The 13,185-nt window shown below is 68.5% G+C and carries 12 protein-coding genes; 7 read left to right on the forward strand and 5 right to left on the reverse strand.

What is annotated here, in order from left to right; genetic code table 11:
- Positions 1–44 precede the first annotated feature (44 nt).
- The 5 genes from bpln_RS22865 (at position 45) to bpln_RS22885 (ending at position 6,315) form a co-directional block, all read left to right on the forward strand.
- Positions 45–791: an SIR2 family NAD-dependent protein deacylase gene (locus bpln_RS22865; protein WP_042627543.1), complete on the forward strand. Its 747-nt coding sequence runs from the start codon at positions 45–47 to the stop codon at positions 789–791.
- A 123-nt stretch (positions 792–914) separates the two neighbouring features.
- A complete protein-coding gene (locus bpln_RS22870; protein WP_042627544.1) occupies positions 915–2,672 on the forward strand; it encodes a cation:proton antiporter domain-containing protein in 1,758 nt (585 codons plus the stop codon).
- Between the two features lie 267 nt (positions 2,673–2,939).
- The gene (gene acnB, locus bpln_RS22875; RefSeq protein ID WP_055140089.1) at positions 2,940–5,525 is read left to right on the forward strand and encodes a bifunctional aconitate hydratase 2/2-methylisocitrate dehydratase; all 2,586 of its coding nucleotides are present in this window, start codon (positions 2,940–2,942) and stop codon (positions 5,523–5,525) included.
- A 239-nt stretch (positions 5,526–5,764) separates the two neighbouring features.
- Positions 5,765–6,079, forward strand: coding sequence for a hypothetical protein (locus bpln_RS22880; RefSeq protein ID WP_042627546.1), 315 nt, complete (start codon positions 5,765–5,767; stop codon positions 6,077–6,079).
- 20 nt (positions 6,080–6,099) lie between these two features.
- Positions 6,100–6,315 carry a DUF3820 family protein gene (locus tag bpln_RS22885; protein ID WP_042627547.1) on the forward strand — a complete coding sequence of 72 codons (216 nt, stop codon included), beginning with the start codon at positions 6,100–6,102 and terminating at the stop codon, positions 6,313–6,315.
- Positions 6,316–6,380: 65 nt separating this feature from the next.
- Here the strand turns inward: bpln_RS22885 and bpln_RS22890 are convergent, their stop codons facing one another.
- Positions 6,381–6,917, reverse strand: a complete 537-nt coding sequence (locus tag bpln_RS22890) for a TetR/AcrR family transcriptional regulator (protein ID WP_052498425.1) — start codon at positions 6,915–6,917, stop codon at positions 6,381–6,383.
- A gap of 134 nt (positions 6,918–7,051) precedes the next feature.
- Here bpln_RS22890 and bpln_RS22895 point away from each other — a divergent pair, with 134 nt between their 5' ends.
- Complete coding sequence (locus tag bpln_RS22895; protein WP_063891319.1) at positions 7,052–7,735, forward strand: DUF4336 domain-containing protein; 684 nt, start codon at positions 7,052–7,054, stop codon at positions 7,733–7,735.
- Between the two features lie 117 nt (positions 7,736–7,852).
- Here bpln_RS22895 and bpln_RS22900 read toward each other — a convergent pair whose 3' ends face one another.
- From bpln_RS22900 to bpln_RS22905, 3 genes are all read right to left on the reverse strand, one after another.
- Entirely contained in the window at positions 7,853–9,715 is a 1,863-nt protein-coding gene (locus bpln_RS22900; RefSeq protein ID WP_055140090.1) for a peptidoglycan D,D-transpeptidase FtsI family protein, read from the reverse strand.
- A 235-nt stretch (positions 9,716–9,950) separates the two neighbouring features.
- Positions 9,951–10,109 carry a hypothetical protein gene (locus tag bpln_RS37205; protein WP_167352314.1) on the reverse strand — a complete coding sequence of 53 codons (159 nt, stop codon included), beginning with the start codon at positions 10,107–10,109 and terminating at the stop codon, positions 9,951–9,953.
- Positions 10,110–10,287: 178 nt separating this feature from the next.
- On the reverse strand, positions 10,288–11,580 hold the full coding sequence (locus tag bpln_RS22905; RefSeq protein ID WP_055140091.1) for an aspartate carbamoyltransferase: 1,293 nt from the start codon (positions 11,578–11,580) through the stop codon (positions 10,288–10,290).
- Between the two features lie 238 nt (positions 11,581–11,818).
- On the opposite strand from bpln_RS22905, the gene bpln_RS22910 reads away from it, so the two are divergent.
- Positions 11,819–11,953: an entericidin A/B family lipoprotein gene (locus tag bpln_RS22910; protein WP_042627551.1), complete on the forward strand. Its 135-nt coding sequence runs from the start codon at positions 11,819–11,821 to the stop codon at positions 11,951–11,953.
- A gap of 137 nt (positions 11,954–12,090) precedes the next feature.
- Here bpln_RS22910 and bpln_RS22915 read toward each other — a convergent pair whose 3' ends face one another.
- On the reverse strand, positions 12,091–13,059 hold the full coding sequence (locus bpln_RS22915) for a LysR family transcriptional regulator (RefSeq protein WP_042629346.1): 969 nt from the start codon (positions 13,057–13,059) through the stop codon (positions 12,091–12,093).
- Positions 13,060–13,185 lie beyond the last annotated feature (126 nt).

The raw sequence follows: 13,185 nt of genomic DNA on the forward strand, positions 1-13,185 counted from the left end.
TTGCCGCCGCCCGGCGTCCGGCTGTTTTTTCAACGGGAGAAGGGATGATGTCATCGGTATCGCATGGCCGGCCGCCGCGGCTCTACGTGTTTTCGGGCGCGGGCCTGTCCGCCGAGAGCGGGATTCCCACCTTCCGCACCGGCGACGGGATCTGGTCCAGCGCCAACCTCGACAAGGTCTGCAATTTCCTCACCTGGCGCCGCAACCGCGAGGCCGTGTTCGCGTTCTACAACGCACGGATCGCCGAGAAGCGCGACGCCGTTCCGAACGACGCGCACCGCATGCTGGCCGCCTGGCAGGACGCCTGGGGCACCGGGCGCGTGCGGCTCGTCACGCAGAACATCGACGACCTGCTGGAGCGCGCGGGCGCGCGGCACGTCGTGCATCTGCACGGCGACGTGCATTCGCTGCTCTGCACCGCCTGCGATTGCCGGTTCCCGAAGGACGGCGAGCATTACCGGATCGATACCGCCTGCCCGGCCTGCGGTGAAGTCGAGGGGGTCAAGCCGGGCGTGGTGTTCTTCAACGAGGCCGCGCCCGAGTACGCGACGCTGCAGCGGATGCAACTGGAGATGACCGAGCGCGACCTGTTCGTGGCGATCGGCACCGCGTTCCAGGTGGTCGGGCCGGAGAGCCTGCTGCCGCGCGAGCGGCGCCTCGGCCATGCGCGCAATTTCCTCGTCGATCCGGCGCCGAGCCGCCCGGAATGCTTCGGTACCGTCGAGGCGGTGTCGGCCAGCGTCGGGCTGCGGAATCTGCAGGCGCGCATCGAGGCGTTGATGGCCGAGTGAGGGGCAGGCAAGGCCGCGCCGCCGCGCGCGGGCGCGCATTTTTTCCTTTTCGTGCGCGCCGCTCCCGGCGAGTTTCCCTTATCCTGAAACCTTTCTGATTGTTTACATTGGATTGGGGGGCGGATGCCGCATGACGTCAGTCTGATTGCCTTGCTCGCGGCCGGCTTCGGGCTCGCGATGATCTTCGGTTACCTCGCCTCGCTGCTGAAGATGCCGCCGCTGGTCGGCTACCTGCTGGCCGGCATCGTGATCGGCCCGGGTACGCCGGGCTTCGTCGGCGATCTCGCGCTCGCGCAGCAGCTGGCCGAGATCGGCGTGATGCTGCTGATGTTCGGCGTGGGCCTGCATTTCTCGCTCGGCGACCTGCTCGCGGTGCGCAAGATCGCGCTGCCCGGCGCGGTCGTGCAGATCGCCGTGGCCACCGTGCTGGGCGGCGCGCTCGCGCTGGCCTGGGGCTGGAACCTCGGCGCGGCGCTGGTGTTCGGGCTCGCGCTGTCGGTGGCCAGCACCGTGGTGCTGCTGCGCGCGCTGGAGGGGCGCGGGCTCGTCGAATCGGTGAACGGGCGCATCGCGGTGGGCTGGCTCGTCGTCGAGGATCTCGTGATGGTGCTGGTGCTGGTGTTGCTGCCGCCGCTCGCCGGGCTGCTCGGCGGCGCGCCGGACGGCCTGGCCGGCGCCGGCGGCACGCACGCGGCGGCGCCGGGCGGCGGGCTGTGGGGCACGCTCGGGCTCACGTTCCTGAAGGTGGCCGCGTTCATCGCGCTGATGCTGGTGGTGGGCAAGCGCGTGTTCCCGCGGATTCTCTGGCTGGTGGCGCGCACCGGCTCGCGCGAGCTGTTCACGCTCTGCATGATCGCGGCGGCGGTGGGCGTCGCGTTCGGTGCCGCGAAGCTGTTCGACGTGTCGTTCGCGCTCGGCGCGTTCTTCGCCGGGATGATGATGCGCGAGTCCGAGTTCAGCCGGCGCGCCGCCGACGAGACGCTGCCGCTGCGCGACGCGTTCTCGGTGCTGTTCTTCATCTCGGTCGGCATGCTGTTCGATCCGGCGATCCTCGTGGAGCAGCCGCTGCATGTGCTGGAAGTGGCGCTGGTGGTGGTGATCGGCAAGACGCTCGCGGCCGTGGCGCTGGTGCTGGCGTTCCGCTATCCGCTCAACACCGCGCTGACGGTCGGCGCCGGGCTTGCGCAGATCGGCGAGTTCTCGTTCATCCTGGCCGGGCTCGGGCGCACGCTCGGGCTGCTGTCGGCCGACGGGCAGAGCCTGATCCTGGCCGTCGCGCTGATCTCGATCTCCACCAACACGCTGCTGTTCGCGGCGATCGAGCCGGCGCTGGTATGGATTCGCCGCCATTCCGCGTTCGCGCGGCGGCTCGAGGCACGCGACGATCCGCTCGCCGCGCTGCCGATGTCCACGCCGCAGACGCACCTGACCGGGCAGGTCGTGATCGTCGGCTACGGCCGCGTCGGCGCGCGCATCGCGCAGGCGCTGGACGAGCGCGGCATCGCCTGCGTGGTGGTGGAGCAGAACCGCGAGACGGTGGAGAAGCTGCGCGCCGACGGCGCGGCCGCCGTGTCCGGCGACGCGATCGAGCCGGTGGTGCTGGTGCAGGCGCACATCGCGCGCGCCGGGATGCTGGTGGTGACGCTGCCCGACACGTTCGACGTGCGGCAGATCGTGGAGATCGCGCGAACCCTGAATCCGGCGATCGAGATCGCGCTCTGCACCAACAGCGGCGACGAGGCCGCGCTGCTGACGAGCGAGGGCGTGGGCACCGTGTTCATCAGCGAGACGGAACTCGCGCGCGGCATGACCGAGCACGTGCTGGCGCGGATGGGCGCCGCGCGACCGAAGGCGGCGGCCTCGCCATCGCATTCGCATTGACGGCGCGGCGGCGGGGCCGCCAGCCGCCTTCAGTGCCGCGCCGGCCTTCGCGGCGCCGGATCTCCCGCCTTTCAGGATCATGACGACAGCCGCGTCGCCCCATGCGACACGCCACGGGCCGATGCCTCGCCAATCAACTCTTATATAAGATATAAGATGTTTGATGTTTCGACACAATCCGATTAGAATCATGGCCGAAGCAGCACCCGCAGCGGTTGCGGCGTGCCTGACGCACCATCCCCTGAAACGCATACCAGCAGGTTCCCCATGCTTGAAAACTTTCGTGCTCACGTGGCCGCCCGCGCCGCGCTTGGTATCCCGCCCCTGCCGCTGACGGCCCAGCAGACCGCCGAGCTGGTGGAACTGCTGGCGAATCCGCCCGCCGGCGAAGAACAGACGCTGATCGACCTGATTACCCACCGCGTGCCCGCCGGCGTCGACGAAGCCGCGCGCGTGAAGGCCGGCTTCCTGGCCGCCGTGGCCAAGGGCGAGACCGCCTGCGCGCTGATCTCGCGCGAGCGCGCGACCGAGCTGCTCGGCACCATGCTGGGCGGCTACAACATCCAGCCGCTGATCGAGCTGCTGTCCGATGACGCCGTGGCCGCCGTGGCCGCCGACGCGTTGAAGAAGACGCTGCTGATGTTCGACCAGTTCCATGACGTCAAGGAACTGGCCGACCAGGGCAACACGCACGCCAAGGCCGTGCTGCAGAGCTGGGCCGACGCCGAGTGGTTCACGAGCCGCCCGGAAGTGCCGCAAAGCCTGACCATCACCGTCTTCAAGGTGACCGGCGAAACCAACACCGACGATCTCTCGCCGGCGCCGGACGCCACCACGCGTCCCGACATCCCGTTGCACGCGCTGGCGATGCTGAAGAACGCGCGCCCCGGCATCACCCCGGAAGAAGACGGCAAGCGCGGCCCGGTGAAGTTCATCGAATCGCTGAAGGAAAAGGGCCATCTGGTCGCCTACGTGGGCGACGTGGTCGGCACCGGCTCCTCGCGCAAGTCGGCCACCAACTCGGTGCTGTGGTTCACGGGCGAGGACATCCCGTTCGTGCCGAACAAGCGCTTCGGCGGCGTGTGCCTGGGCGGCAAGATCGCCCCGATCTTCTACAACACGATGGAAGACGCCGGCGCGCTGCCGATCGAACTCGACGTGTCGCAGATGGAAATGGGCGACGTGGTCGAGCTGCGCCCCTATGAAGGCAAGGCACTGAAGGACGGCGCCGTGATCGCCGAGTTCCAGGTCAAGTCCGACGTGCTGTTCGACGAAGTGCGCGCCGGCGGCCGGATTCCGCTGATCATCGGCCGTGGCCTGACCGCCAAGGCGCGCGAGGCGCTGGGGCTGGCGCCGTCGACGCTGTTCCGCCTGCCGCATCAGCCGGCCGACAGCGGCCGCGGCTTCTCGCTCGCGCAGAAGATGGTCGGCCGCGCCTGCGGCCTGCCGGAAGGCCAGGGCGTGCGCCCGGGCACCTACTGCGAGCCGAAGATGACCTCGGTCGGTTCGCAGGACACCACCGGCCCGATGACGCGCGACGAACTGAAGGATCTGGCCTGCCTCGGCTTCTCGGCCGACCTCGTGATGCAGTCGTTCTGCCACACGGCCGCCTATCCGAAGCCGGTGGACGTGAAGACGCACCAGACGCTGCCGAACTTCATCAGCACGCGCGGCGGCATCGCGCTGCGCCCCGGCGACGGCGTGATCCACTCCTGGCTGAACCGCATGCTGCTGCCCGACACCGTCGGCACCGGCGGTGACTCGCACACGCGTTTCCCGATCGGCATCAGCTTCCCGGCCGGTTCGGGCCTGGTCGCGTTCGCGGCCGCCACCGGCACGATGCCGCTCGACATGCCGGAATCGGTGCTGGTCCGCTTCAAGGGCAAGATGCAGCCGGGCGTCACGCTGCGCGACCTCGTCAACGCGATTCCGCTCTACGCGATCAAGCAGGGCATGCTGACGGTGGCCAAGCAGGGCAAGAAGAACATCTTCTCGGGCCGCATCCTCGAGATCGAAGGGCTGCCGGACCTGAAGGTCGAGCAGGCGTTCGAGCTGTCGGATGCGTCCGCCGAGCGTTCGGCCGCCGGCTGCACGGTGCATCTGAACAAGGAACCGATCATCGAATACCTCAACAGCAACGTCACGCTGCTGAAGTGGATGATCGCGCAGGGCTACCAGGATCCGCGCAGCCTGCAGCGCCGCATCGCGGCGATGGAGCAGTGGCTGGCCGACCCGCAGCTGCTGTCGCCGGACGCCGACGCCGATTACGCCGCCGTCATCGAGATCGACCTGGCCGACATCCACGAGCCGATCGTGGCCTGCCCGAACGATCCGGACGACGTGAAGACGCTGTCGGACGTGGCCGGCGCCAAGATCGACGAGGTGTTCATCGGCTCGTGCATGACCAACATCGGTCACTTCCGCGCCGCCTCGAAGCTGCTGGAAGGCAAGCGCGACATCCCCGTCAAGCTGTGGGTCGCGCCGCCGACCAAGATGGACCAGAAGCAGCTGACCGAGGAAGGGCACTACGGCGTGTTCGGCACGGCCGGCGCGCGCACCGAAATGCCGGGCTGCTCGCTGTGCATGGGCAACCAGGCGCAGGTGCGCGAAGGCGCGACGGTGATGTCGACCTCGACGCGCAACTTCCCGAACCGCCTGGGCAAGAACACCAACGTGTACCTCGGCTCGGCGGAACTGGCGGCGATCTGCTCGCGTCTGGGCAGGATCCCGACCCGGGAAGAGTACATGGCCGACATGGGCGTGCTGACCGCGAACGGCGACAAGATCTACCAATACATGAACTTCGACCAGATCGAGGACTTCAAGGAAGTGGCGGATACGGTCAAGGCGTAAGCCCTGGATCGGCCGCGAAGCGGTGCCACGGCGCGACGGATGCGGCGTGGCCTCCCGAAAAAAGCGCCGCGGGCATCTGCCTCGCGGCGCTTTTTTTGCTCGTGGGGCGGGCTGGATGGCGGCCGCCGCAGGCGTTTTCGGGGCGGCGCGTTGTTGTTGCCCCGTCGTCACGCCATCGTCACGTTTTGGCGGCGTCGTGCGTGGCGTTAGAATGGCCACCTTTTTTCAGGGAGAAGCCGATGTCCTGGTTCATTTACGAAGTACCCGAATACCACGAGGACGGGGCGCGCATCGAACCCTTCAGCGATCTGCGCGATCGCGTACTCAAGCTCAGCGGCCAGTCGATGGTCGACGAGCTGGACAGCATCCGCGAGAATGCCGCGACGACGGCGGACACCCCCGCGCACGCGCTGCTCGGCGCGGAGAACCCGCATGTGTTTCCGATTCCCTATGCCGATTCGATGATCCTGGTCGGCTTCATCTTCGAGATGAAGCGCGACGGGCGGCAACTGGTGGTGTCGCCGGTGGAGATGCCCTGGCTGAAGGACGCCTGAGCGGCGGGAGCGCGAAACGCATGCAGACGCCCGACCTCGAACGCCTGGTCACGCTGGAGATGCCGTTCGGCAAGTACAAGGGCCGGCTCATCGCCGATTTGCCCGGGCATTATCTGAACTGGATGGCGCGGGAAGGATTTCCGCGCGGCGAGATCGGGCGGCTGCTCGCGCTGATGCACGAACTGGACCACAACGGCCTCAAGGATCTGCTGGAGCCGCTGCGCAAGCGGCGATGAGAGCCGGCGCGGAAGCTGGTGGAGAAACCAACCGAAAACAAGCCAGCCGCAGGCGGGATCGGCCCCTACGCCACCGGAATCAAGACCGACAGAATCAGGTCGATTTCCTTCTCGGTCACCGTCGCGCCTTCGAGCGTCGAATAACCGATGAACGCCCAATACGCCCAACGGCCCAGCGTCGCGGCCTCGGCCTTGCTGCGTCCGGCGCCGCGCAGCAGGGTGGTCAGGTAAGCGGTGCGCTGCCCGTCGACGCGCAACTGCACGTCGCGCGTCGACGGATGCGTCAGCGCCCACGAGCGTATCGCGCGGTCGAGCGCGAGATCCGACGCGGCGGCCCCCTTCAGCCAATGGCGCAGCTTGGTCTGCGCATCCCCGCCGAGCCGTTCCACGCAGTCGATCGCGTCCTGGGTGTGGCTGCGCTCCCAATACTGCGCGAGTTCGCCGAGATAGGCGTCGAGGCCGGCGAAGTGCCAATAGAAGCTGCCCTTGGTGACGTTGAGCCGCCTGGCGACGGACATCACGCGCAGCCCGTCGGCGCCGTCCTCGGCGAGTGCTTGCAGGCCGGCGCGCAGCCAGTCTTCACGGGTTTTTCGATCATCCATCGGGCCACCATACCGAAAGGTATTGACATTGGCAATCGCGAATGCGACTCTCCATACCGTTTGGTATGGAGAGTCTTCCGACCGGCACCGTCCGTCCCCGGCGGTGTCTCGTGGATTCCAGGCCCACTACCATCATGCTCAGACCCATAACAACCGATATCTGGCATCTCCAGCATCCGTTCGTGGCGGGCGGCCTGCGCGTGTCGTCGCGCATGACCGTGGTTCGTCTGCAGGATGCATCGCTGTGGCTGCATTCTCCCGTGCCCTTGCCGGCCGAGGTCGTCGCGCAACTGCGCACGCTGGGCGAGGTGCGCTACATCGTGGCGCCGAGCAAGGCCCACCATCTGTTCGTGGCGGATTGTCTGAAGATTTTTCCCGAGGCCGCGCTGTTCGGTGCGCCGGGGCTGGCGGCCAAGCGGCCGGACCTGCGGAACCTGCGCGAGCTGACGCGCCGCGTCGAGCCGGCCTGGGCGGCCGATTTCGAACAGGTGTTCTTCGACGGCATCCCGTTCGGCAACGAAACGGTCTGGTTTCACAAGGCATCGAAGACGCTGATCGTGACCGACCTGTGCCAGTGCTGGCAGGACGATGCGCCGTTCGCGACGCGGGCCTTCGCGGCGCTGACCGGCGTGCGCGGGCGGCTCGCGGTGCCGCGCACGATCCGGCTGCTGGTCAAGGACCGTCAGGCGGCCGGTGCGAGCGCGGCGCGCATCCTCGCGTTGCCGTTCACGCGCGTCGTCATGGCCCACGATTCGATCGTCGAGGTGGACGCGCATCGCGCGGTCGAGCAGGCGTTTCGGGTGTTCGCGCCGCGCTGATCGGTCAGCCGGCGCGTTTTCGATCGGCGGGGCAAGCGGCGCGATGTATCCGGGCAACCCAGCGAACGCGGCAGGCCCAACGGCGCGCCGCAAGGACAGGCACCCGCGAACGCATGCTCAGGAACGCGCCGCGTCGCCGGCGTCGGCCTGCGCATCGGCCATCACGCGCGGCCGCGCTTCCTTCGCATTCGGCGCGCGCGCGACGGCGCGCGCGGACGGCTTCGCCACCGCCCCGGCCGAAGCCGGTTTCACCGCATCGGCCTTGACCGGCGCGTCGGGCGGCACCGCCAGCAGCTGCAGCGTGCCGCCCATCACCGACGAGAACACCGGCCCCGCCACCGTCCCGCCGTAATACCCGCGCCCGCCCGGCTCGTCGATCATCACGGCGACGATCACGCGCGGGTCGCTCATCGGCGCCATGCCGGCGAACAGGGCGCGGTACTTGCCCTTCGCATAGGCCCCGCCTTCCTGCTTGCGCGCGGTGCCGGTCTTGCCGCCGATCCGGTAGCCGTCCACGCGCGCCGCGCGCCCGGTGCCGCCTTCGCTGACGGCCATCTCCAGCATCGAGCGGATCGCGGCGGCGGTCTCGGGCCGCGTCACGCGATGGCCCTGGCGGCCGGCGTCGTTGCCGTCGCGCAGCAGCGAGACGGGATGGATCGTGCCGTCGCCGGCGTAGGCGGTGTACATCTGCGCGATCTGCAGCAGCGACATCGACAGCCCGTAGCCGTAGGCCATGGTGGCCTGCTCGATCGGGCGCCAGCGCTGGTAGGGCCGCAGCCGCCCCGAGGCGACGCCGGGAAAGGTCAGCTCCGGTGCGTGGCCGATGCCGTATTCCTGATACTTGTCCCAGATGGTCTGCGCGGGCAGGTTCAGCGCCAGCTTCGCGAGCGCGACGTTGCTCGACTTCTGCAGCGCCTGCGCGACCGTCACCACGCCGTGGTTCGAGGTGTCGTGGATCACGGCCGGCCCGATCTTCCAGGTGCCGGGCGAGGTGTTGACGAGCGTTTGCGGCCCGACCTTGCCCTCGTCGATCGACAGCGCCACGACGAGCGGCTTGACGGTCGAGCCGGGCTCGAACGTGTCGATCACGGCGCGGTTGCGCAGCTGCGCGCCGGTCAGGCGGCTGCGGTCGTTCGGGTCGAAGGTGGGATAGTTGGCGAGCGCGAGGATCTCGCCCGAGCGCGCCTCGAGCACCACCACGCTGCCGGCCTTCGCATGGTTGGCGAGCACGGCGGCCTTCAGTTGCGCGTAGGCGAGCTGCTGCACGCGGCGGTCGATCGTCAGCTCGACGGTGGCGCCGTGCCGCGCGGGCACGAGCGGGCGCGTATCGGAGATGATCCGGCCGAGCCGGTCGCGGATCACCTCGCGCTGCCCGGCGGTGCCGAGCAACCGGTCGTTGGCCGCCAGCTCGACGCCTTCCTGGCCGCGGTCCTCGATGTTCGTGAAGCCCACCACGTGCGCGGCCGATTCGCCTTCCGGATAGAAGCGCTTCGAATCGGCGATCTGCGTGATGCCTTCGAGGTCGAGCTTGCCGATCTTCGCGGCGGTGTCGGGATCGATCTGCCGCTTCAGCAGCACGAAGCTCTTGTCGGCCGTCAGGCGCCGCGCGAGTTCGGCGTGCGGCATGTCGAGCAGCTTCGCGAGCGGCCCGTAGGCGGCCGGATCGACCTGCTTCGGGTTGGCCCAGATTTCGTAGGTGGCGAGGCTCACGGCCAGCATCGCGCCGTTGCGATCGACGATGCGCCCGCGCATCGCGTCCAGTTCGATGGTGCGCTGATAGCGTTTCTCGCCCTGGCCGAGATAGAAGTCCTGATTGGCGACCTGCACCCAGAACGCGCGTGCGATCAGCGCGGCGAACGCGAGAAACATGACGATCACGACGAACTTCGAACGCCACATCGGCAGGCTCGACCCGAGCATCGGGCTGCGCGCGACGGCGACGTAGGGATCGGCGGATTTCGGCTTGTTTCGTTGCGGCATGAAGGCGAGCGGGAAGGAGGGGCGTGGGTGTTTGAAAGGAATATAAGGTGATTTGTAATGAATGTCGATGCGAATCTGGGCCGGGCTTGCGGCGGCGCACGACGGCGTGCGATGCGACCGGGGCCATGCCTGGCGGCGTACCGGCGGCGGGGCCTGCCTCGCATCGTCAGGGATGCGAACGATCGGCGGCGCGGGGCGAGCAGGCTGCGCCGGCGGCTCGCGTGCAGCCGGGGAGCTAGACGGGATCCTTGTCCGGCGGCGCGTCGTGCGGCTGCTGCGGGCTGTCATGATGACCTGGCGGATGGCCGGGCGGCGCGGGCTCGCCGGTGTCGGGGGCCGGATCGCGGGTCGGACCGGCCGGCAGGTCCGGAATCGGCGAGGTGTGATCGGTCATGGCGTGGGCGCGGTGCGAGAAGGTGGACGGCCGCCGCGCGGGGCGGCGGAGGGCGCGGGCGAGGACTTCCGCGCTTCCGTTATAGACAATGGCGGCGGGACTCGCCCATATCCGTTTCGCCGCGAGCGGCACCCGCCGGGCCGGCGGCCATCCCGGCGGCACGCCCCGGCCGCGCCGGTCAGTCGATTCCGTGGAACACCGCGTCCTCGGGGCCGAGGTAGGCGGGCGACCGCCACGTGGCGTCGCGCATCGAGTGCTGCACGAGGTGATCGACGCCGAGCAGCACGGCGAACACCGCCATGCGCACCGGGATGCCGTTGTCGGTCTGGCGGAAGATCGCGAGCCGCGGGTCGTGGTTCAGGTCGGTGGCGAGATCGTTGGCGCCGGGCCGGCTGTCGCGCGGCAGCGGATGCATGATCAGCGTGTCGCGCTGGCAGACGGTGTCGACGAGCGCCTGGTTGATCTGGAAATCGGGCGTGTAGCCCTCGAACGATTCGTCGGCGAAGCGCTCCTTCTGGATCCGCGTGGCGTAGACCACGTCCGCGCCGGCCAGCCCGCGCGCCAGGTCGGTGGTTTCCTCGATCACATGGCCGTTCTTCGCGATCTGCTCGACGATGTAGCGCGGCATCTCCAGCGAGGCCGGCGCGACCAGCGTGAAGCGGATGCCGCGATAGAGCGCCAGCAGCTTGGCGAGCGAGTGGACGGTGCGGCCGTACTTCAGGTCGCCGACGAACGCGATGTGCGAGCCGTCGACGATCTTGCCGAGCCGCGAGAACTCGCGCTGGATCGTGTAGAGGTCGAGCAGCGCCTGGCTCGGATGCTCGCCGGGGCCGTCGCCGCCGTTGATCACGGGCAGGTTGGTCGCGCGCGCGAACTCGGCCACCGAGCCCTGCTCGGGATGGCGGATCACCAGCGCGTCGACGTAGCCGGCCATCACGCGGCTGGTGTCGTGGATCGATTCGCCCTTGGCCATCGACGAGAACGTGAAGCCGGTGGTGTCGCAGACCGAGCCGCCGAGCCGGCAGAACGCGGCGCCGAACGACACGCGCGTGCGCGTGCTGGCCTCGAAGAACAGGTTGCCGAGCACGGCGCCCTCCAGCACGCGCGAGATCTTGCGGCGGCGCGCGATCGGCTGCATCAGGTCGGCCACGCGGAACAGCGCCTCGACCGAGTCGCGCGAGAACTGGTCGACGGACAGCAATTGCGGGCGGCCCTCGAACAGGATCTGGCTCGCGAGCGATGAGGTATCTACGCTTTGCGTATATGGTGTCTCGTCCGAGGCGCGCGAGACGATCTCCGTCACGTAGCGCTCGACGATCTCGGGCATCGAGCGCGATTCCTGCGAATCGTCGGGCAGCAGCCAGGTATCGAGCGCACGACGGCTCACGCCGATGCGGTTTGCGAACGCTTCGCGGGTCATGTTGAGGCGACGCATCGCGTCGCGCAGGAAGGCTTGCTGGGGAGCGGTCATCGTGGGTTCGATATCAAAATATACGCGATGCGTATAATAGTCGGTCGCGCGCCGAAGTCAAGCCGCCGTGGTCCCCGACAGGGATGTACCTTCTCCGCCACGCACTACAATCAGTTACTGGCGGCCTCGTGCCGCGTTTGTATAATCGGGACCGGTCCCCGCTCCAGCGGGGGCGCAGTCCGTTCGACAAGGTACGATGCGCTCGTTTCGTGCGGGCAAATTTCCAAGGAGAATCACGATGACTCGTTCGATTGCCGCAGTTCTGCTGGTCTTGACCGCCGCGCTCGCAGGCTGCAACACGATCGCCGGTGCCGGCCAGGATATTTCGAGCGGCGGCAACGCCATCTCGAACACGGCCGAAAAGGCCAAGTAAGCGCGCGGCGCCAGCTCGACCGGCGCGCATCGCGACCCTCGACGGGCTGCCTCAGGCAGCCCGTTTTCGTTGGTGCGGCGGGAGATGGAAGATGCGGGCGGGCCCGGCGTTCCGGCGGTGTGTGCGGGGCTGGCCGCTCAGGCCGGACGCCGCGCCTCGGTTTCCTGATACTGCGCCCGCAGCGCGCGCGCGAGCAGCGTGTCCACTTCACGCGGCGGCCCGCCGCGCGTGAGGATCGCCACCGGCGGCAGCGTCCAGTCGAGCGAATACGGCACGATCGCCACGCCGGCGATATGCACGAGTTCCTCGGCGATGTCGGCCGGCACGATCGACACGGCGTTCTCGTTCGAGGCGAGGATCTCGCCGATCAGCCGCGACGAGTAGCTCTCGACGATCGGCACCGGCGGCGACGCGCCCGCGCGCAGGAACAGATCGGAGATCTGCTCGCGGATCGGCGTATGCGGCGCGCCGAGTATCCAGTCGAGCTCGACGAGCTTCTGCCAGTTCAGCGCGTTGCGCGCGAGCCGCGCGGCGAGGCGCCGGCTCGCGATCAGCCGCGGCCGCTGCTGATAGACCACCTCGAAGCGCAGGTCGGCCAGATCGACGGTGGCGGTGGCGCGCGCGATCACCACGTCGAGCTGGTGCTCGCGCAGTTGCGCGATCAGCGTCTCGCTGGTGCTTTCGTGGATCGTCATGGTGAGCCGCTGCGGCACGTCGGCCTGGGTCCGGCGGATCGCGGCGGCCAGCGTCTTGCCCGAGATGAACGGGATCACGCCGATGTGGATGCGCGTGGCGTGGCCGGCCACCACCGCCTCGATGTCGCGCGTGAGGTGCTCGAGGTCGTGCAGCATCGCCTGCGCGCGCGCCAGCACCACCTTGCCGAGCGCGGTCGGCGTCATGCCGCGCGGCGTGCGGTCGAACAGCGGGCCGCCGAACATGCCTTCGAGTTCGGCCAGCGCGTTCGTGACGGCCGGCTGGCTGCTCGCCATCTGCTCGGCCACGCGCGTGAGCGAGCCGTGCTGGCGGATCTGCAGCAGCAGGATCAGGTGGCGAATCTTCAGGCGGGTGCTGAGGCGCCGGATCACTTCGTCCGTATCGAAAGCCACTGTGGCGGGATCCCGGGTCATCATGAAAAGGTGATGCGCCCATACTAATTCAAAATGGCGCGCCGTTAGCGGCTGCCTAGAATCGCTTCCTCAGATCGCCGCCGGGGCAGTCCCGGCGCAGCCAAC

The organism is Burkholderia plantarii, assembly GCF_001411805.1.
GTDB classification, from domain to species: domain Bacteria; phylum Pseudomonadota; class Gammaproteobacteria; order Burkholderiales; family Burkholderiaceae; genus Burkholderia; species Burkholderia plantarii.